The sequence below is a fragment of the Deinococcus aestuarii genome (genome assembly GCF_018863415.1).
Taxonomy (GTDB): domain Bacteria; phylum Deinococcota; class Deinococci; order Deinococcales; family Deinococcaceae; genus Deinococcus; species Deinococcus aestuarii.
This window is the reverse complement of record NZ_JAHKSN010000006.1, coordinates 112,240-132,525: the sequence shown is the minus strand read 5'-3', so window position 1 is coordinate 132,525 and position 20,286 is coordinate 112,240. Positions and strand designations below refer to the sequence as shown.

The window sequence follows — 20,286 nt, the reverse complement described above, 5'->3', positions numbered from 1 at the left end:
GCCAGAACCGCGGCGTGTCGAGCCACAGAGGCTCCACCTCGTCCTGCTGGACGGGTTGGCTTGCATCTGCTGCTGGTGCTGCTTCACAGTGAGGGCCTGGATTCGGGCGGAGACTGCTGCGCCCACCCGCTGGATGGCTCCCTCGCCGTGAAAGGACTTGCGATGCCCTCACTCCCACCCCGAAAGACACCTCTGTGAGTTACGTGTCCTGGCGGGGGAGTCAGCTCCGCGCTCGAACGTCCAAACCACGCCCTCTCCCGCAGCACTTCACGCCGCAGCAACGGGCCTTCGTGGTGGCCGTGCGTGACACCGAACGGCACCTGGTCTTGCGCGCGACCGCTGGGAGCGGGAAGACGACGACGCTTACCGAAGCGGCCTGGCACTTGGACACCACACGCCCCGTGGTGTACTTCGCGTACAACAAGCACGCGGTGGTGGACGTGGGGCCTCGCTTGCCGCCCCGGGTGTCAGCGAGCACCCTGCACGCGTACGGGCTGCGGGTGCTGTGCCGGGAGCGCCAGGCCGCCCTCGACGTGGAGGAGGACAAGAGTCTGCGTCTGGCCGGGGTGCTGTATGCGGGCGAGCGGGTGGAGCGCCGGGTGGTGCGGGTGGCGGCGCGCGCGTGGGATGCGGCCCGGGAGCAAGCGCTGGACGGGGATGCTCACGAGGATGATCTCGTCGCCCTGGCCCTCGCGGCGGAATGGCCCCAGGAGCAAGACCTGGGCACCTTACGCTGGGTCCTGCATGGGATGAAGCGACTCAGCCTGCACGACTGGCAAGCGGGAGGAGGGCCGGACTTCACGGATTTCCTCTGGCTCCCGCTGGAACTGGGGTATGCCGAAGGGACGCTGGGTGTGGCCCTCGTGGATGAGGCTCAAGACCTCACCCCCCTTCGGCAGCGCTTCGTCACCCACCTGCTGGGCTTGGCCGGCCATGACCGCCGTGCTGGTCGGCTGATTGCGGTGGGAGACCCCGAGCAGGCGATCTATACCTACGCTGGGGCAGACCCGCAAGGCTTATGGCGCCTCGCCGAGCGCTTAGACGCTCAGGAGTTACCGTTGAGCGTCTCCTTTCGTTGCCCGGTCAGCCACGTGCACCTCGCTCGGAACGCCAGCACCTTCATCCAGGCGGCCCCCCAAGCACGGGCGGGGACCGTCGAGCACCTGGCTGCGGACACGGCGACGTACACGCGTGGGGACGTGATCCTCTCTCGCCTGAACGCCCCACTCGTCCGTGCCGCCCTGCTGTTGATGACGCAGAACGTCAGCGTGAACATTCGAGGCCGGGACTTGGCCACCCGCTTGGAGACGGCGGCGCAGGACGCGTTCCCGGGCCCGTTCACCAAAGACGAGATCAAGAACCTGGTGAACGGGCTGTACGAGAAGCGTGCGACACCCTTGGTCAAGAAGGCGGAGGAAGGGGACCTGGCGGCGAAGAAGGGGCTGGGGGAACTCAAGGACCTGTGCGCCTGCCTGCGCCTGTTGGCCTTACGCGCGGCGAACGTGGCTGGTGGAACGGCCAGTGTGACCGACGTGATGGGCGTGCTGCGAGGCTTGTACCACGAGGACGCGGACGTGCTGCTCAGCACGGTTCACCGAGCGAAAGGGTTGGAGTGGGAGCGGGTGACGCTGCTGTACCCGGAGTTGATGCCGTCTCCGCATGGGGACCCGGAAGAGGAGCGCTGCGTGCTGTTCGTGGCCCTGACGCGCGCCAAGGACACGTTGCGGCTGGCGTACGGGAAGGAGAGTTGGGCGAACGGCTGGAGGGTGGAACCTGCTGCGCTCCCGGAGAGCCAGGCTGCACCGCAGGACCTGGTGGAGGTGGAAGCTGCGCCCGTCGAGACGGTGTGGCAGACGCCCGTGGAAGACGCTCTCCCTCAACCCCTGCCTCCCAGACTCAAGGTGCCTGCGGCTTCCGTTGAGGAGCGGGGGCAGCACGTTCAGCGGCTGCGGGACGTGCACGTCCCGCAAGCGGTGGAGGACCATCGGAGCCTGCCCTTGTACGTTGGGTCGGACCTCCTCCCCACTTCAGCTCTGCGCGAGCGCCTGGAAGCCTTGCTGGAGGAACCCCGTCCAGCCCTCCGCGAATGGGCGGAAGGCTCGTTGACTCTCCTCCGTTCGGTGGGGAGCCGTTCCGTCCAAGTGAACGCGGCGACCTTGAAACAGGTGGAGCGCGCCGCGAGTCAAGCCCGCCTCGCCGTGCCCTTGATGCAGGCCTTGACCGGCAAGCAAGTGGCCGTCGTGGTGTTTGACCACCACTTCGCGCGGGTGCGAGCGGGGCAGGTGACGCGCCGGGGGGAACGGGTGTGGAGCGTGACCGTGGATGGTCAGGCGTTCCGGTTCGACCCTCGCACGGGCGAACTCCTCGGGGAGCCGTTCACGCCGCTGGGAATGCATCTCCGGCTGAAGTCGCCGTGATGGTCAGACTATCAGGTCTCCCTCAGGAGGGCGTGACCGGCAACCAAATCGACTGCATGCCCTCGACAGGTTGATCGAACAGGCTCGGCTGGCCGACGTGTTCGAAGAGTTGCCGGTAATCCTCCGGGCGCAACGCCTTGCGCAGGCGCGTCGCGTACGCCTGCCGCAGGTTCGCCGCGTAGTGCTTCACGTCATAGTCCTGCCCGTTCGGGTTCGTGTCGAGCGGCACCAGCCCCACCCCGGTCCGGTGGTACAGCGTCACCCGCTCCCCCGCCCGCCAGGTCCGGCCCAAGCGATGCAGGGCCTCGTACGCGGCCTCCTTGCGCGTCGCACGCGTCGCCGCGTAGTCCTCGGGCGTCTTGGTGAGGCGCACCCGGCTCGCCACCTCCGCGTTCGTGAACCGGCGGGTCTCCAGCGAGCGCAGGGTGCTCAGGTACGCCGCCTGCACACCGGGCACGTCCCCGGAGAGCAGGCACGTCAGGGCTTGGTGCAAGAACGCTCGTCCATACGCCTCGGTCCGGCTGGATTCGAACGCCGCGCCTCGGAGGACGAGCTGGCCGTCGTAGCGCAGCAGGGCGTAGTTCTTGATCTCGTGGCTGAGCATGGCCCTGGCCCGCCCGTCGAACTCCAGGGACACACCCTCCGGCAACAGGGCGTCGACCTCGGCGATGAGCTTGCGCTCGTCTTCCTCCCTCCAGCCGTCCGGGCAGGAGAAGAACACGCCATCCGTGTCCGCTTCGATCAGGGTGACGCCGCGCTCCTGAATGGCTTCGACGACCTGGTGCAGCACCTCGCGTCCCCGCCGAGTGATGCGGTCGGCCGCCTCCCGGTCGGCGAACAAGGCCAGCCTCCCGGCACCCAGGTACCCGTACCCGGAGTTCACGACCAGCTTCATCGCGCTTTGCATTGCGTCGTGCTCACCTGGGTCGCCGCGCTTGGCCGCCGCCTTGTGGTACAGCCGCAGGGCGGTCAGGTGATCCATGAGGTGCAGGAAGACGCCGAGCGGATCGCAGGTGGGACCAATGCGCTCGTGGCGGATCAGGCTGGGGTACATGCTGGCAATGTCGACCTTCACGACACGCGGCAAGACGCCCTCGGCATACAGGTGGACGGCCCCGCCCTGGTGCGGCTCCCCAGCGAAGGGCTGGTCCCCAGGGAGGGCGTGTCCAGCTTGCAGGTAAGCACGGACCAGCATGGGTTCGAGCAGGCCGGTGGCGGTGCCAGCGTAGGGCAGCCGGTGATAGGGACGTGGGGCCATCTTCGCGAGGGCGAAGGAGGGGGCCAGCACGCGGCGGGCGAGGGCGTCGACCTCCTGCACGTCCTGCAAGGCGTACCGCCGCACGGTGGCGGGGTCGGTGCGGTAGGTGTCGGCGATCTGGTCGCCCTCCAGGTACACTCGGTCCTCGGGAGCGATGCCGAAGAGTCGTGAGACGACTTTGAGGCTCGCGCTCGGCAGGTCGAGGCGGCGCACGGCGTCGATGGTGTCCACGATCTCTCGACCCGCGCAGGCCCAGTGGGGGGAGGAGCGACCGTCCTGCACCCGCCACACGCCTGGTCGGCCCCCCGGGCGACCCAGGTTCAGCTCCACGCCATGCATCTGCGCCCGGCCCATCAGGAACGGGAGGTCGAACGCGTGAATGTTGTGGTTCTCCAAAACGTCTGGGTCGCGTTCCTGGATGACTTGCACGAGTGCTTGGATCAGCTCGGGTTCCTGCACCGCCCGCCGAACTTCCAGCACGGTCTCGAAGCCGCGGTTATCGCGCACGGCCATCATGAAGATGCGCCCGGTCTCGGGGCTCAGGCTGGTGGTTTCCAGGTCGAACTGGAGGCGGTGCGGGTCGTCGAAGGTCATCCCCTTGAAGTACGTGCGGCCGGAAGCCATCAGGTACTGCTCGGTGGGACCGACCGTGTAGTACCCGCGGAGGTCGTGCAGGCTGGTGACGGGCCGCCCGAGGCGTCGGGATGCGCCGGAAAGGATGGCCTGCCGGAGGGTCCGGCCATCTTGTGCTGTGAGCAGGTACTTCAGGCTGCCTGGGGGTCCGGGGAGTTCTTGCACGCTGAAGGGGGCTTGGTCGTTGTCGCGGGTGAGACGCGGGCCGAGATGCTGCACGTCCACCAAGTCCTGCGCGTACAGCCAGGGGCGGAAGCGGGTGCGCTCCAGCACCACCTGTTCCCCATCACGCCGCCAGACCAGCGCCTGACCCGTGAGGTCGGCGTGGACGGACACGATGCCCGGGGTGGAGTCATGCCCGAACACCCAGGGGTCCAGTCCTTCCGCAGCCGGGTGGTGGGTGAGGGGGTGACTCAACGTTCGCGGCCTCATGGAGGAAGGGGGAGGAGCCAAGGGATCACAGGGGGCGCTACCAAATACGCCTCCAGCATATTCCTTTCTGCTGGTTTGTCCTTCAGGATAGAGGGATGCCGTTCCCCAACGTCTTCCGGGAGTTGAACGCGTGATTCGCGAGCAACTGCTCTCCCCTTCTGCGGCGGACCTGGTCGCCTTCCTGCTGCGGCACACGCGGACGCGCGACTGCCTGGTGCAGGTCGCGGGCTTGGCGGAGGTCACGTACCAAGGTCGTGCGGCCAGCACGGCGGACGTCGGTTCCTACCTGGTCCTCCTCAAGCGGGACGGGAGTGTGCAAATCCATGCGCCGAAGGGCGTGCGGCCGATGAACTGGCAGCCGCGCACGGACGAGATCACGGCCCGGGTCGAGGAGGGGCAGGGCGTGTTGATGGCTTCTCGGCGGAGTCCGGCGGAACAGGTGCGGGTGGTCTTTCTGGAAGCGCACCTCGCGCAAGCCCTGGAACTCTCGGAGGAAGCGGGGTTTGTGCTGTCGGGGTCGGAAGCGCAGATGCAGGACGCCCTTGCGCGTCACCCGGACTTGATCGAGCCGGGCTTACGCGTGCTGAACCGGGAGTTGCTGGTGGAGTCAGGCGGCATTGACCTGTACGCGCAGGATGCTCAGGGACGCTTTGTCGTGGTGGAACTGAAGCGGGGGCGGGCGACGCAGGATGCGGTGTCGCAACTCGCCCGGTACGTGCAGGCGGTGCAGCGGACGGTGGGGCCGGCGGTGGTGCGAGGAATTCTGGCCGCGCCTTCGATCACGGCGCCGGCGCGAGCGCAGTTGGAGGGGCGCGGGCTGGAGTTCCGGGAAGTGCAAGCCCTGCCCGTGGCCGTATCAGTCTCGACGCAACCGGGCCTGTTCGACTCCTGACTCTCCTGGGCGTCGGTCCTCCCGCGTGACTCAAGCAAAAAGCGCCCCCTGGAGGGCGCTCGGGTGGCAGGGTTTTACTCGGCGGCGGTGTCACCCGTGGGGCCGAGCGCCCCCTTCAGGGTGTTGGCGACTTTGAAGGCAACTTTGCGGCCCGCCGGAATCTGGATCCGGTCGCTGGTCCCCGGGCGCACGCCGGTGCGGGCGGCGGTCGCCTTCACACTCAGCGTCCCCAGACCAGGCAACCCCACGCTCTGCCCCTGCTTGATCGCGTCCACGATCACTTCCATCGCCGCATCCACAGCCTGACCCGCCTGCTTCTTCGTCAGACCGCTCTGCTGGGCCACCTGCTCGACGAGCTGCGTCTTGGCGATCTTGCCGCCCGCGCTGCTCTCGGCTGGAGTCTGAGGGGTCGGCTCGGCTTCCGCCGCCTGCTGCTTCGCTGCCGTCTTCTTGGCCGGAGCCTTCGCCGCTTTTTTGGTCATGGCCTGCATCGTGACGGCTGCACCCTCGGAATGCAAGCGAACTTGCCCGGAGGACGCTGTTCTGCTCGCTCTCCCGCCTCCCTGCTGCCCCTCCGTGGAAAACGCGGTGCAACTCGGAGACGTCTTGGGCCAGCTCGTGCGCCCGTGCCCTCTGCCTGTGTCATTCGAGGGCAGGGCAAGCTCAGCGACCTCCCCGTCTTGCCCGCCGCCCGACCTCGAGGTGCTCGTCGAGGTCGGGCCGTGGCGGCCAGGCGAAGCCTCCGCCTGCTCCTCCCAGGAACTTCAGGATCAAGGCGGGGAGAGCCAACCCAACGCCCGCTTCCCCGCACGAACGTAGGCGTCCAGACCGTTCTCCGCGCCGTACGTGAGGTCCCCGAGGGCGCGACACACGGCCAACCAGCGTGCCCGCTCCAGCGTGCGTTCATCCACCCTGCCGTAGGTCTCCAGGACCAGGTGCAGCAGTCCGTCGCCGCCCCAGTGCAGGACACCGGCCAAATCCCGGGCGGGGTCACCCACCTCGGCGTCGCTCCAGTCGATCACCGCCGTCGGTGTGCCCTGCTCGTCGAGCAGGACGTGCTCGGCGGCCAGGTCACCGTGGATGAGGCAGGGTGCGACGGTCTCGGGCGAGGGCGGGGTCATCAGCAGGTGTTCCCACTGCCTCCCGGCGTCGGTGGACACCTCCCCGCGTTCCACCGCCAGAGCGAGGTCGCTCAATGCCTCCTGCGCCCACTCGTCGAGCCCGGGGTCGTCCTCTACTGGGACGCCGAGCGCCCGGGCCTCCTCGACCCTCATGTCGTGCAGCCGACGCAGAAAGGTGCCGAGGGGAGGTCCGACGACGGCGAAGGGGGTGTGCTGGGCCTCCCGGAACAAGGCGGGTGTTCCGGGAAGTTTCGCGTAGCCCGCGTAGCTGTGGGCCGGGTCCTGGCCGAGTCTCCGGACAAACTCGTACCTGGGGATCGCCAGGGGGAACACCGGGGCGAGCCACCCGGTGAGCCTCGCCTCGCTCTGGAGGGCGGCGGCCGTGTCTGGTCGTTTTGGGAAGCGGAAGACGTAGTGCCCGCCCAGGTCGAGGGCGAGGTGGTCGGTGCCCTCGCCGAGGAGCGTCACGGCGAGGTGCGCGAATTGGGGGAGATCGGCGCGAAGAAGCGCCGTGGCGGTGGGAAGGTCGATGGCTGCGGAGGAGCGGGCCATGCCGGGATGTTAAGGGTCGGCGGACCGGAGGCACGAAGGTGGCTCTCCTGAGTTGGAGGGTGCGGGACGAGGGTGGGGAGCACCACGGCCGCTCAAGGTCCACACGACGGGCGCGCGAAGGCACAAAGCGGTGGGGGACCAGTAGGCCCTGCGCCGGGTGACGCACGCTCCACGGCAGGTGGGCACCAACGCGACCGTGCAGAAGGCGGGATTCCCGACTCCAAGTTCTGGCAGGGTGAGCGACACTGCGGGCATGACCCGCCTGATCGTGCACGTGGACATGGACGCCTTCTATGCCTCCATCGAGGTGCGTGACCAGCCGGAGTTGGGGGAGAAACCCGTCGCCGTCATCGTGCCGGGCCGCAGGGACGTGGTGATGACCGCCAACTATGTGGCAAGAAGTTTTGGGGTAAAGAGCGCCCTGCCCGTGCACCTCGCGCGGCAGCGCTGCCCCGGCATCATCCTGATCCCGCAGCGCATGGACGTGTACCGCGCTGTCTCGGCCCAGATCCACGAGATCTTCTCCCGTTACACCGAGGTGATTGAGCCGTTGGTCTTGGACGAGGCGTACCTCGACGTGACCCAGGAGGGACGGACGCTCGCCGAGGCCGAGGAGATCGCCCGCAGCATCCAGGCGGACATCCAGGCGGAGACAGAACTGACCTGTTCCGCCGGGGTGTCGGTGAACAAGTTCCTCGCCAAGCTGGCGAGCGGGATGAAGAAACCCGCGGGCCTGACCGTCATCCCTCCCGAGGAGGTGGACGCGCTGCTCGCGGCCCTGCCGGTCGAGGAGTTCTATGGGGTGGGGCCGGTGATCGCGGGGAAGCTCCAGGCCCAGGGCATCCACACCGGGGCGGAGTTGCGGGCGCGGTCCTTGCCGGAGCTGCAAGCCATCTTGGGTGCGGGCAAGCTCGCGCCCCGGCTGTACGACCTGGCGAGAGGAGTGGATGACCGGCCCGTGGAGGCGCACCGGGAGCCCAAGTCCATCGGGGTCGAGGAGACCTTCGAGCGGGACCTGACCACACGAGAGGAGTTGCTGGCCCAGTTGCCCGGGATCACGGCGGAGGTGGAGGCGCGGCTCTCCAAGCGGGGGTACGCCGGCCGGACCGTCGTCCTGAAGCTGCGGTACGAGGACGGGACGCGGGTGACGCGGCACCGGACCCGGGAGGCGCCGCTGGCGAGGGCGGACGAACTGGCCGAGGCCGCCGCCGAGGTGTTGACGCCGGAGCTGCTGGGTGGGCACCGGGTTCGGCTGCTCGGCGTGAGCGTCGTCAACCTCAGCCCTCGGCCAGGAGCCGAAAGACGATGGGACGCCCCCAGGCACTCAAGTCAGGGGCGGTGAAGTCAGCCGGGAGCGCGGTTCGCCACACCCAAGGCGCAGCCCCTTCACCGGCAGCAGCGAGGGGAGACGCGTTGGGAACGGGTCACCTCCCCAGATGGCGTGCGAGGAAGGCCGCGACCCTCGGGTAGGCGTCGAGCCGGTTGGCGAGCCTCACCAGCCCGTGGCCCTCGTTCTCATAGCGCAGGTACTCCACCGGCACGTCACGGGCGCGCAGGGCCGCCACGATCTGCTCGGCCTCCGACACGGGCACCCGCGGGTCGTTCGCCCCGTGGATCACCATCAGGGGCGCGCGGATGCGGTCCACCTGCGTGAGCGGCGAGATGGCGTGCAGGAACGCGCGGTCGCGCTCCAGCGAGCCGTACTCCGCCTCGCGCACCGCACGGCGGTACGGGCTGGTGCGCTCCAGGAAGGTCACGAAGTTCGCGATGCCCATGAGGTCGACGCCCGCCGCCCAGAGGTCGGGGTACGTTGCCAGGGCCGAGAGCACCATGAAGCCGCCGTAGCTGCCCCCGTAGAGGGCGATGCGCCGCTCGTCGGCGCCGCCCTCCCGCACGAGCCAGTCCCAGGCGGCCCGCAGGTCGGCCACGCTGTCCATGCGCCGCTCCACGTCGTCGAGGTGGGTATAGGCCTTGCCGTAGCCGGTCGAGCCGCGCACGTTGGGCAGCAGCACCCCGTACCCCTGCGCCACGAGGTACTGACCGACCGGGCTGAAGGTGGGGCGGCTCTGCCTTTCGGGCCCGCCGTGGGCGACCACGACGACGGGCAGCATGCCCTGCGCGCCATGCGGGCGCAGGTACAGGGCGGGGACCCGCAGGCCGTCGAAACTCCGAAAATGCACCACCTCGGGCTGCACGATGGCCGCCTGCGGCACGGTCCCGAGTGTGGCCCCCGTCCAGCGGGTCGCTTCACCCGCGTCCGCGTTCACTCCCCAGACGTTCATCGCCTCGGTGGGACCGTGAGCGGTCAGCAGGAAGGTGCGCCCGTCGCGGCCCAGGTCGGGCCCGTCGAGCACGCCGCGCGGCAGGCCCGTGACCTCGCGCCGCTCGCCCGAGGCGAGGTCGAGGCGCTCGGCCCGCCCGAAGCCCTCCTCGTTCCAGACGAGCAGGGCCAACGTCCCGTCTGTCGTGACGTGCACGCCCTCCTCGTCCCAGGAACGGTCGGACAGGAAGGTGAGTTCACGGGTCGTGAAGTCCAGCCGCGCGAGGTTCGTGAAGTCGCGCCCGGCGTCGGTGAGGACCAGGGCGGACGCCTCGCCCGGCAAGGGCCGCACGGCGAGGTACTGCGCGTCCGGCCCGGTGAGTGGCATGACCTCCCCGCCCCGCACCAGCAGCAGTTCGTGTCTCAGCCGCGAGTGCGCCCGCGTCAGGATCACGCCCGAACCGTCGGGCAGCCAGGCGGAGGCGAGGACGTAGCCGCCCAGGGGGGCCAGCTTGCGGACCTCGCCGCTCGCCACGTCGAGTTCGTAGGGCGTGAAGTCGCTCGGGTTCTCGCGCGTGGCGGTAAAGGCGATCCGCGTGCCGTCCGGGCTCCACACGCCCGACGTGTGTCTCACCCGGGGGTCCGCCGTGAGGGCACGCACCTCCAGGCCCTCGTCGTCCATCAGGTAGAGCTGGTCTCGCTCGTTGCCGCCCTCGTCCATGCCGAACAGGACCTGGTGGCCGTGCGGCGCGTAGACGAGCCCGCTCACGCGGTTCGGAAAGAAGGTGCGTTGCTGTGGCCAGCGGCCCGGCCCGTCGACGGTCCAGATCTGCATGGTGCCGTCCGCGTTGTGTAGGAACGCCAGGCGAGCACCGTCGGCGCGCAGGCTGCCGTTCGCGCACGAGCGGACGTTGAGGTAGCGGCGGAAGTCAGCGTCGCTCACCCGGTGATCGTACCCCCGCCGCGTCGTGCCGCCCTCCAGGCCGGAGTGAAGCTCCCCGGCTCACCCGGCAGGTCCGCAGGGTGGAGCGGCCGCGCGACGGCGGGGTGGAGAGGAAGGCACCCGGAGGGGACCGCTCGGCGGGGGTGCCTGACGGTTCAGGCCGGGAAAGCAGGGCAGGGCTGCGCGGGGTGGGCGGCCTGGTCGCTCGCGGTGTCCCCGGACAGTGAAGGCGGTGCGCTCGCGGGCCTGGTCGGTGAGCGGAGCAGGCTGCTCCAGGCGTGAAGCTGATCCCAGGGGTGAAGGCCGAATCCTCAAGAGCCCTGGGAGTGGAGTGCAGGCGGAGCGCGCGTTGTTCACCGGTTCTTATGGGCCGTTCGAGTTCGCGACCAGAAACGAGAGTGAACGACCTCCTCACCTGCTATTCCTGGCGACGGGCGGTGGAGGAGGACGGTGCCGCCTCCCTCAGGCACCCCACCCGGAGAGGCCCCCGGCGGGAGAGCCCTGCTTTATTTGCGGACCCTCCCTGCTGGGACGCGGCCACGTTCCCGCCGTGCTCGCGCTTTTCACCTTTGGAGGCGCAAAATGGGGGCAGTGACGCTCTCTTCCTTCCTCTTCATCGTCCTGGCGCCCGAAGGGGTGTGGCGGGCGCGCTTCGAGCTGGAGCCCGGGCGCTGCTACCGCCCCGACGATGTGCGCCTGGAGTGTGGCCCCAAGCCCGGGTGGTCCCCCCACACCCTGACCGTGGAGGCCACGACGCTGCCGTCCGAGGACGAGTTCCGGGTGCTGGCCGCCCGCGCCGCGACCCGGACGGCGGATGATACCCCCGATGAGCTGCGAAGGCTCCTCAACCTGTTGATCCCGTTCTGAGCCCCAGGGCGGGCGGCGACGGGCAACCTTCCAGAGTCGGTACCGCAAGTTCGTCTGCCCGGGGGCGGTTCATCTGTCATCCTGCTGGCCGTGCCCGACCCCCAGCTCCAGGCCCACGCCGAGGCGAACGAAGCGCAGATCCGCCTGCTCCGTGAGGCCCTGGCTCCATCAGACGTGAGCCGGTTCACCTCGACCGGAGGGGCCCGGTCAGCAGCCGCTCTCACCCCGAGCCACAGAGCGTCTCCCTGGCCCGAACCGGCTGCGCCAGCTTGCCTCATGACCCCAGACGCTCCCGGGCCGGTCCTCACCGGCCCCATGCGTGCGGACGCCCGCGGCGAGCGGGAGGATGGGGCAGGACTGACGTCCCGCAGTTCGAGGAAAGGCTGTCTGGAACACACTTTTGACACGGCGTTCTCGGCGGCCTCTGTCCCTCCCCAACCCTCAGCATCCCCCAGGGCACCAGCGGCCCAGTCCATCCCTTCGCGGGTGGGAGGGCCCCCTCCTGGCGGGACGGGGCGGAGGCGGAACTCGACCGCTGCCGGGTGACCCGCACCTCCTCTTCGGTCTGCCGGAGCGGGGCGAGGATCGAATCTTCCGTGATCAAGGCGGGGAGCACCCCTGGCCGGGCAACGTCAACGCGTTCCGGGCGCGAGAGGGGGCGCTGGGCGCTACGGCGGAGGAGATCAACGCCAACACGCTGATCTGAACCCTCTCTCAGCGGTCCCGCCTGCCGGACCCGGGCAGGTCACGTGGGCGCCGCCCGGGAGTCATGGACGCAGGGGCAGGGACGGGCAGGGCCCTTCGCCCTGTCCCTGCTCGTTGCGGTCTGAACTCGTCCGCCTCTACTTCAACGCCAGGCCGTGCCCGTAGGGATAGAGCGGGGCGGCGCTGTCGCTCGGCAGGTCAGGCTTCTGGGCGCGGACCGCCTCCATCGAGGACGGCAGCTCGAAGGGCAGCTTGCCCTCCGGCCGCGCTTGCCCGGTCAGCATCCGGAAGAGGTTCGCGTCGCTCACCCCGAAGTTGCCGATCAGCGCACCCGCCCTGTCCTTGACGTTGGTGAGGATGGCCGGGCGGTCGAGGTACACGGTCAGGATCGTGGGCACCTGGGCGGCAGCGGCCTTGAAGGCCTCGTAGGCGGGATGGCCGTCCTTGAAATCCAGGTCGCCCTCGTGGTAGCGGCTGCCGAAGAAGTAGTTGGGGTGCAGGGTCTGAAACGGCGCCTCGGCGCGGATGATGGCGACGTCCGCCTCCCCCGGGGTGGTGACGACGGTGAAGCCCGCCGCGGTAGCCGCCTCGGGCGCGACCCCGTAGAGGTAGACCTTCTTCACGCCGCTCCCCAGCGGCAGCAGGTCATTCTTGTTCTCCAGCAGCACCAGCGAACGCACCTGGGCGTCGTCCGCCTCCCGGCTGAACCCCGCGTTGCCGACGACCTCACCGGCCCTCCGCGCGTTCACGTAGGGGTTCTCGAACAGACCCTGCTCGAACTTTTGGACCAGGATGCGGCGCACGGACTCGCCGATGCGCGCCTCGGTGACCTTCCCGTTCTTCACCGCCGAGATCAGGGTGGCAGAGTCGGTGGTGCCCCCGATCTGATCCAGCCCCGCGCCCACGCCCTTGGCGTAGCGATCCTCGCGGCTCAGGTGCTCGACGCCCCACGGCATGGCGATGCCCCGGACGCGCTCGGCAGGGTCCGGGCTGCCGTTCACGCAGATCTCGTTGCAGTCGTTCATGATCGCCCAGTCGGAGACGATCACGCCCCCAAAGCCGTACCGCCCGCGCAACTCGTCCTGAAGAAGCTGACGGTTGAAGCCCGCCCCGACCTGTTCGAGCGCCTGCCCGTTCACGGTGACGCCGGTCAGGATGGAGTAGGTGGGCATCACCCCGGCGGCGCCCGCGTCGAAGGCGCCCTGAAAGGCCCGCAGGTGGTTGTCGTAGCTGGCGCCTGACGAGAAGTCCGCGTACTTGCCGTAGCTGTTGTGCCCGTCGAAGCCCTCGCGCGCCGCGCCGTACCCGCCCCAGTGCTTGACGACGGTGACCACGCTGTTCCTGTTGATCCCCTGGGTGCCGTTCTGGAAGCCCGACACGTAGGCGCCGACGTGGGCGCTCACCGTCGCGGCGTCCTCGCCGAAGGTGCCGCTGATGCGCGACCAGCGGGGCTCGGTGGCGAGGTCCGCCTGGGGCGAGAGGGCCATCTGGATGCCCACCGCCCGGTACTCCTGCCGGGCGACGTCCGCCATGCGGCGGGTGAGGTTCGGGTCGCGGGTGGCCGCCAGCCCCAGCGTCTCGGGCCACTTGCTGAACTGCCCGGCCTCGTTGGTCGCGCCCAGCACGAACTGGAAGGAGTTGCGCGGGTCGGTGCTGATGGTGGCGGGGATGCCCAGCCGGGTCGCCTCCGCGATCTCCTGGAGCCGGTTGTTCTGGGTGGCGAGGTTCACCGGGTCGCCGTCCAGGCGGGTGATGAAGGTGTTGACGTGCTCGTCCCGGATCATCCGCGTGGCCTGGGTCAGGTCGTAGCTGCTGCCCTGGCCGACGCCGCCCGCCGTGGTCGGGGCGGTGCCGTGCATCATCACGCCCGCCTTCTCCTCCAGGGTCATCCGGGAGATCAGGTGGTCCGCGCGCGCTCCCGGCGTGAGGCGCCAGTCCTCGTAGGGGTCGAGCGCCCCGTTCTTGTTCAGGTCCTTGAAGCTTCGCCCGCCCTCGGTGATGAGCGTGACGCCGGGCCCGGCGCCCAACTCGGGCTGCACCTCCCCGGAGACCTGGGTGCAGGCCGCGAGGATCAGGGTGGACGTGAGGGCGATCAGGGGCAGGGATCTGGGGGTCATGGTTCTCCTGTCGGTGTGAAGGCCGCAGCGCGGGACCGGCCTTCCCGGGGGTGAATGGGGCGCCGGGGGCGGTCGCCCGGGTCGGCGCTCAGTTCGTCGGCGCGGGCAGGGTGTTCCAGAAGTCGCACTGGTGCTCGGCGACGTAGGTCGCGTCGTCGATCATCACGCTCTGCCCGCCTGCGCGCAGGGAGAGCGTGCGGCCCTGCTCGTTGTGGGGCGGCCAGGGGACCTGCCCGGTGACCTCGGGACTGCCGCTCTTCGTGAACGAGCCCCAGGACGCCACCATCTCGCGGGCGAGTTGCTGCTCGGCGGCGTCGAAGAGGGGCGCGATGGGCGTGCCGTTATTGAAGCTCGGGAAGAGGTAGGCCAGCTCCGCCGCGTGCCCGGCCCCCCACTCGTACTCGCCCCGGTCGACCAGCCCCGGGCCGGTGCGGTGAGCGAACTCGTAGGCGTAGGTGCGGGTGGAGCGGGCGAAGTCCTGGACGAAGGTGCGGGTCGGGCACCCCCCGATCCCCACGATGAGGCCCGAATCCGTCAGGATGTCCCCGGACAACTCCGCCCCGGTGTACTCGTCGGCGCCCTGCGGCCACGGGTACTGCGCGAGCACGGCGCCCGCATTGCTCCCGAAGGTCTCTCGCACCCACGCCTCGTACTGCGCCCGGGTCCAGCCGATGTTGCCCTGGGAGAAGGTGCGGCCCTCGTCGCGGGTCGCCCCGATGACCACCGGCACCCGGGCGAAGTTCCCGGTGCGGACGGCCTCGCGGGGATCGTTCGGGAGCGCGGAGGTGCCCCGGACGAACAGGGAGGAGAAGCCGGCGCTGGCGTCCAGCAGCGCGGCGGGTGAGGCGTTCCGCAGGCAGGCCAGCACGTTCGCCGGGTCGGTGCAGCCCAGCCGCGCGGCGAAGGCCGTGCCGCCCGCGTCGGCCTGCGCCTGGGTCCGGCTGGAGCAGTAGGGGCTCTGGAGCATGGCCTTGGAAAGGAGCCCCCGCGACCCCGGGGAGACCAGGTGCCCGCACACCGAGTACCCGCCCGCCGACTCCCCGCCGACCGTCACCCGGGCCGGGTCCCCCCCGAAGGCGGCGACGTTGCGCTGAAGCCAGCGCAGGGCCGCCTGCTGGTCGAGGAACCCGAAGTTGCCCGACTCGCCCGCCTCGGCGGTGAGGCCCGGGTGCCCCAGGAACCCGAAGACGCCCAGGCGGTAGTTGAGGCTCACGCCGATCACGCCCGTCTCGCGGACGATCTTGTCCATGTCGGCTTGGTTGGAGCTGCCGTTCGTCAGCCCGCCCCCGTGGATGAAGACGTAGACCGGCAGCCCCGCGCCCGCACTCGTCCCCGCCGGGCGCTGCACGTTGATGAACAGGCAGTCCTCGGTCTCCGAGCGGGGCCCGTTCGTGCTCTCCAGGGCCGGGCAGGTGTTCCCGAACTCCCCGGCGGGCCGCACGCCCGACCAGGCGGGGGCGGGTTGCGGCGCCTTCCAGCGCAGGTCGCCCACGGGCGCGGCGGCGTACGGAATCCCCCGGAAGCTCTCGACGCCCCCGGCGCTGACGCCGCGGACGGCCCCCCGGTCGGTTTGGACGGTCAGGGCGTCGGGGGGCGTGACCCCGGCGCAGGCCGCCAGGGTCAGCCCCAGGGTGGTCACCAGGAGCGCCCGGCGTCGGCGGGCCCGGGGCGAGAAAGACGGCGGCGACGAAGACACGTGGGGAAAACGCCGTTCCATACGACCTCCTGAGCAACGGGCGGACCCGGGCTGTGACGTGTGAACGCGCTGACGGTAGCACCGGCCCCGCCGGGAGGTGGCCGCCCGGCTAGACATTGTTCGTTCGCCTAACAAACGGTGGAGGGGCGGGGACCGGGTACGCTGGGAGCCACCATGCCGTTTCGCTTGGAGCAGGCCACCGGGGTTCGTGACCACCACGTCGTGCAGGTGCTGCGGTTGCTGTGGCAGCGTGACCTGCCCCGGGTGGAGCTGGCGCGGCAGCTCGGCCTGGCGCGCAGCAGCATGTCCGACATCGTGCAGGGGCTTCTCCAGGCGGGGCTGGTGAGCGAGGGCGCCCCCTTCGAGACGGCCTCCACGGGCCGCAAGTCGACCCGGCTCACCCTCCAGCCCCGGGCGGCCCACCTCCTCGCCGCAGATGTGGGGGCCCGGCACCTGCGCGTGGCGCTGCTCGACCTGCGCTGTCGGCCCGTCGCCGAGCGGGAGGTGCCCTTCGACATCCGTCAGGGACCCCAGGCGACCTACCGCACCCTGGCCGGGTTGGTGGAGGGTGTTCTGGGGCAGGCCGACGTTCGCCTGGCGCAGGTGGCCCTGATGGGCGTCGGCCTGCCCGCGCCGGTGGACCCGGTCTCGGGACAGGTGGCCGACACGCCCTTCATGCGGGGCTGGGGGGGAGAGGACGTGCCGGGCACCCTGCGGGCGCTCTTTGGCGTGCCCGTCCTGATCGAGAACGACGCCAACCTGGGGGCCCTCGCCGAGTGGTACTTCGGTGCCCACCATAACGAGGACCTTGTCTACCTCAAGGTGGGGGCGGGCGTCGGCGCGGGCCTGATCCTGGGCGGCAGACCGCACCGCGGCGTCCACGGCGGGGCCGGGGAGGTGTGGCCCCTGCTGGCCGAGGACCTGCGCGTCCCTGCCCCAACGGGGAGCGGCCCCGCCGGACTTCTGCCCACCGTCCTGAGCCAGGTGCTCGCCAGGGTCCCGTCCGTGCGCCTGAGACCAGACAGCGGGATGGAGGACGTGGTCGGCCTGCTCCACGAGGACGCGGCGGCGCAGGAGGTCGTGCAGGTGCTCGGGGACCTGCTGGGACGCCTCACGGCCAGCCTCCTCCATCTGCTGGACCCGTCGGTGGTCGTCGTCGGGGGACAGGTGGCTTCGGCGGGAACGCCCCTGCTGGAGGCCCTGTGCCGGTCCGTCGCGCAACGGGGGACGCCGCTCGGCCAGAGAAACGTGCAGATTCGCCTGAGCACTCACGGTGCGGAGGCCGGCGTGCTCGGCATCGGCGCCCTGCTGCTGGAACGGCTGCTGAGCCCGGGCGGGCTGGAGCGGCTGTACGCGGTGACCCGTCCCGACCCCACCCCGTCCATCAGCCGGTGAGTCACCACCACATGCCCGACGCCCGGGGCCAGTCGGGACCAGTGGCGCGGAACGGGGTGTCCCCGCCGCGGTTTTCCGTTCCGTCGATGGGGTTGCTGACGGCGAACCGCAGGACAGGTCACGTCACCCTCCGACCGGAGGCCGTTGAGCCTGCCCCACCCTGTGGTTCAGCCTGAACCCCTCATCACAACCGACCTCAGCCCGTCGAACGGGAGGCAACCTCTCGCGGCGCCAGGTTGCTCGGCGAGCTGTGTGGCCGGACGCCGTTGTCATCCCGTCGTCACACGCTCAGGACCAGCCGTGCCTGTGGCAGGCTCACGAACCAGTGCTGGTGCAAGCACCCGTCACGGAAGCGTCCGCCCAGCGATTCAGGGCAGGCCTCCAGGACGGGTTTTTCCTGGGACGATCAGGCTCCGTTCGAGCCCTCTTGGTGTGCCCAGGCGTCCAGGGCACGACGGGTCGAGTTGACCCGTCATCACTGATCAGGATCTTCGGCTTGCCGCGTTCCTGGATTGCTTTTCCCAGAAGACGGGCGACGGTCTCGCCCATGATGGCGAGCACCAGTCTGAAGTCGCGCTCTTCGAAAATCAGAACGCCCACGTGCTGATCTCGCGGGTGACCCAGCACGCTCTGCCGATGCTCGGTCGCCCGCGAGATCAGGAACACGTCGTTGAGGCGCACATTGGGAGAGACGACGTACCCCGTGGCCCTCGGGGAGACCACCAGTTCGGGAGAATCCCTTCTCTCGCCGCAGGAGACGAACCCCTGCTTGACCGTCACGGGCAGGTGGTCGGGCACATTCGTGTGGGAGCAGGGGGCGTTGCCCTGACTTGACTGTGGACGTGGGCATGGACCTCGGCAGTGGGTTCGGGAGAGGTGGGTGGCCGGGCGGCCAAGGACGAGCGTGAGGCCGGTCCCCTCCGGGCGTTCTTACGCAGGACGTTCACGAACGTCACCACGCTTGTCACCGGGCGCGCGTTCGTGAGGTGAGGCCGAACCGAGAATGACCGCATGACTTCCCGACGGCTCAAGAAGACTCCCGCCTCACCGCTGTCCAGACCTACGTCGAGCACCGAAGCGAGTGGTTCTCGGCGGTGCTCGACCACGCGGAGTGGGACCTCCTGGAGCACAACGAGAAAGAGCTCGTCTGCTTCCGTCTCAAGGACAAGACCACCTTTCCTCACCACGGCGTCGCCCTGGCGGTCAACCTGGACCTTTCGAACCAGACGGACGAGTGCCGGCTCCAGCAGGTGGTGGGGAAGGCGTTCCTCGAGTGGTCGGTCGCCGGATTGCCGCGCAAAGACCCCCGCTATCCGTACCTGACGGTGTTCATTGACGTGGAGACCCGTTCCCCGGATGGGTGATCGCACTCCCAACGTCGAGACGGCTCACACGAGGTTCCCCCGCCTTCAGGGCGGCCACAGGGGTCCTCCGGTCACTCGCCGGGGCAGGTGTGCCGAGGAAGAGCGACCCGCGGGAGGACATCCACCCCAGCCCGGAGAGGGGGCAGCGAAGCCTGACGGTCGCGGGGTGGGGTGATCCTGCGCCCGCCGGACAGTTCCGCCACGGCCCGGGGGTCCTGTCCTGTGCTGCCCGGGTGCCCGCCTCGATGTCCCGCCTGCTTGACCTGCCGACCGGCGGGGTGGTGAGCGTCGCCCAGGTGCCGCAATACAGCCCTTTCCGTTACCCCGGCGGCAAGTCCTGGTTCATCCCCCGCCTGCGCCGCTGGCTGACTTCCCGGGAGCGTCCGGCGGTCTTTGTGGAGCCCTTCGCGGGGGGTGGCTCCATCTCGTGCACCGCGTTGCTGGAGGGGCTGGCCAACCATGTCGTGATGGTCGAACTCGACCACCAGGTTGCGGCTGTGTGGCAGGTCATCTTCAGCGAGCAGGCGGAAGCGCTGGTGTGGCGCATCCTGGACTTCGACCTGAGTCCGCAGACGGCAGCGGCCCTCCTCACCAGCGACCCCGTCAACCCCCTGGAGGTGGCGTGGCGGACGCTGGTCCAGAACCGGGTCTCACACGGCGGCATCATCGCGCCCGGCGCCGGGGTGCTCAACAGCGGCGAGGGGGGCAAGGGCGTGCGGAGTCGCGGGTATCCCGAGACCCTGGCCCGCCGCATCCGCGCCCTGAACGCCGTGCGAGACCGGGTGACGGTCATCCAGGGGGACGCCTTCCCCGTCCTGGCGCAGTACGCCGGTCGGCGGGACGTGAGTGTGTTGGTGGACCCGCCCTACACCGCCGGGGGCAAGAAGGCGGGGCGTCGGCTCTACACCTACAACGTGGTCGATCACCCGCGGCTGTTTGGGTTCGCCGCCGACCGGCACGACGTGGTGATGACCTACGACCTCGCCCCCGAGGTCCGTGCCCTGGCTTCGCAGCACGGCCTCCAGGTGAGGCCGGTCGCCATCAAGAACACCCATCACGGCGTGATGGACGAACTGCTGATCGGCTAGGCCCTGAGCTGGGCGGGCTTCCCGGCGCGGGCACTGCGCCGGCTCACCCCCAAAGCGTCGCCTTCCACTCCCCACCCGGATGGGTGCACGAGGTCTCCTGATCCCAGGGTGGCTCGCCCTGCGTCTGCGTCGCCCTAGCTCGAGGGGCGAACCGGGGGGCTGCCGTGCTCGCGTTGCTCACGCCGGGCAGCGCGCCAGGGTCCCGGAGCTGCGTTCGTCCTTCGTGGTCATCGTCCTGGCGCCGCAGGGCGCGTCCTGCGGGCCCGCTTCGACCTGGAACCCGGGCCTCGTGATGACCCCGGCGAGGTCCAGGAGGGCGGGGCCGGGACTGTGCTTGGCAGCCACGGTCAGCGTGTGGGCGCCAGCCCCTGCCCCCCCAGGAGGAATTCCGGGTATTGGCGGCACGCGCGGCGACCCGGACGGCGGACGACTCGCCGGACGAGCTGAGGCGGTTCCACCCGCTGATTCCGTTCTGAGGCTGCCCGGCCCTGTCCCACGGGCACCGAACGTCACCTCCTCCAGGGTGGCCCCACCCCCGGGCCGCTA

At 69.8% G+C, this 20,286-nt stretch carries 14 protein-coding genes; 7 read left to right on the top strand and 7 right to left on the bottom strand.

Annotation, left to right across the window (positions count from 1 at the left end; all coding sequences use genetic code 11):
- Positions 1–299 precede the first annotated feature (299 nt).
- Entirely contained in the window at positions 300–2,417 is a 2,118-nt protein-coding gene (locus IC605_RS10215; RefSeq protein ID WP_343216571.1) for a UvrD-helicase domain-containing protein, read from the top strand.
- 22 nt (positions 2,418–2,439) lie between these two features.
- Here IC605_RS10215 and IC605_RS10210 read toward each other — a convergent pair whose 3' ends face one another.
- Positions 2,440–4,725, bottom strand: coding sequence for a 3'-5' exonuclease (locus IC605_RS10210; protein ID WP_246580670.1), 2,286 nt, complete (start codon positions 4,723–4,725; stop codon positions 2,440–2,442).
- Between the two features lie 145 nt (positions 4,726–4,870).
- Between IC605_RS10210 and nucS the strand changes: the two genes are divergently transcribed.
- On the top strand, positions 4,871–5,632 hold the full coding sequence (gene nucS, locus IC605_RS10205; protein WP_216322842.1) for an endonuclease NucS: 762 nt from the start codon (positions 4,871–4,873) through the stop codon (positions 5,630–5,632).
- 74 nt (positions 5,633–5,706) lie between these two features.
- Here the strand turns inward: nucS and IC605_RS10200 are convergent, their stop codons facing one another.
- Together IC605_RS10200 and IC605_RS10195 are read right to left on the bottom strand one after the other, a co-directional pair.
- Entirely contained in the window at positions 5,707–6,114 is a 408-nt protein-coding gene (locus tag IC605_RS10200; protein WP_216322839.1) for an HU family DNA-binding protein, read from the bottom strand.
- Between the two features lie 288 nt (positions 6,115–6,402).
- On the bottom strand, positions 6,403–7,305 hold the full coding sequence (locus tag IC605_RS10195; RefSeq protein WP_216322836.1) for a phosphotransferase: 903 nt from the start codon (positions 7,303–7,305) through the stop codon (positions 6,403–6,405).
- Between the two features lie 253 nt (positions 7,306–7,558).
- Here IC605_RS10195 and dinB point away from each other — a divergent pair, with 253 nt between their 5' ends.
- Positions 7,559–8,647 (top strand): DNA polymerase IV, encoded by a 1,089-nt coding sequence (gene dinB, locus IC605_RS10190; protein WP_216322833.1) that lies wholly within the window; start codon positions 7,559–7,561, stop codon positions 8,645–8,647.
- An 82-nt stretch (positions 8,648–8,729) separates the two neighbouring features.
- Here the strand turns inward: dinB and IC605_RS25380 are convergent, their stop codons facing one another.
- Complete coding sequence (locus IC605_RS25380) at positions 8,730–10,508, bottom strand: S9 family peptidase (RefSeq protein ID WP_216322812.1); 1,779 nt, start codon at positions 10,506–10,508, stop codon at positions 8,730–8,732.
- A 582-nt stretch (positions 10,509–11,090) separates the two neighbouring features.
- Here IC605_RS25380 and IC605_RS10180 point away from each other — a divergent pair.
- Entirely contained in the window at positions 11,091–11,375 is a 285-nt protein-coding gene (locus IC605_RS10180; protein ID WP_216322809.1) for a hypothetical protein, read from the top strand.
- Between the two features lie 842 nt (positions 11,376–12,217).
- Here IC605_RS10180 and IC605_RS10175 read toward each other — a convergent pair.
- Both IC605_RS10175 and IC605_RS10170 read right to left on the bottom strand, forming a co-directional pair.
- Positions 12,218–14,197 (bottom strand): glycoside hydrolase family 3 protein, encoded by a 1,980-nt coding sequence (locus tag IC605_RS10175; RefSeq protein ID WP_216322806.1) that lies wholly within the window; start codon positions 14,195–14,197, stop codon positions 12,218–12,220.
- A gap of 88 nt (positions 14,198–14,285) precedes the next feature.
- Positions 14,286–15,914, bottom strand: coding sequence for a carboxylesterase/lipase family protein (locus IC605_RS10170; protein ID WP_216322804.1), 1,629 nt, complete (start codon positions 15,912–15,914; stop codon positions 14,286–14,288).
- A gap of 153 nt (positions 15,915–16,067) precedes the next feature.
- Between IC605_RS10170 and IC605_RS10165 the strand changes: the two genes are divergently transcribed.
- Positions 16,068–17,288, top strand: coding sequence for an ROK family transcriptional regulator (locus IC605_RS10165; protein WP_216322801.1), 1,221 nt, complete (start codon positions 16,068–16,070; stop codon positions 17,286–17,288).
- Positions 17,289–17,603: 315 nt separating this feature from the next.
- On the opposite strand, the gene IC605_RS25095 is transcribed toward IC605_RS10165, so the two are convergent.
- Positions 17,604–18,086: a hypothetical protein gene (locus IC605_RS25095; RefSeq protein WP_216322798.1), complete on the bottom strand. Its 483-nt coding sequence runs from the start codon at positions 18,084–18,086 to the stop codon at positions 17,604–17,606.
- Between the two features lie 296 nt (positions 18,087–18,382).
- Between IC605_RS25095 and IC605_RS10155 the strand changes: the two genes are divergently transcribed.
- On the top strand, positions 18,383–18,652 hold the full coding sequence (locus tag IC605_RS10155) for a hypothetical protein (RefSeq protein WP_216322796.1): 270 nt from the start codon (positions 18,383–18,385) through the stop codon (positions 18,650–18,652).
- Between the two features lie 245 nt (positions 18,653–18,897).
- Positions 18,898–19,740 (top strand): DNA adenine methylase, encoded by an 843-nt coding sequence (locus IC605_RS10150; protein ID WP_216322793.1) that lies wholly within the window; start codon positions 18,898–18,900, stop codon positions 19,738–19,740.
- The last annotated feature ends 546 nt before the right edge of the window (positions 19,741–20,286 follow it).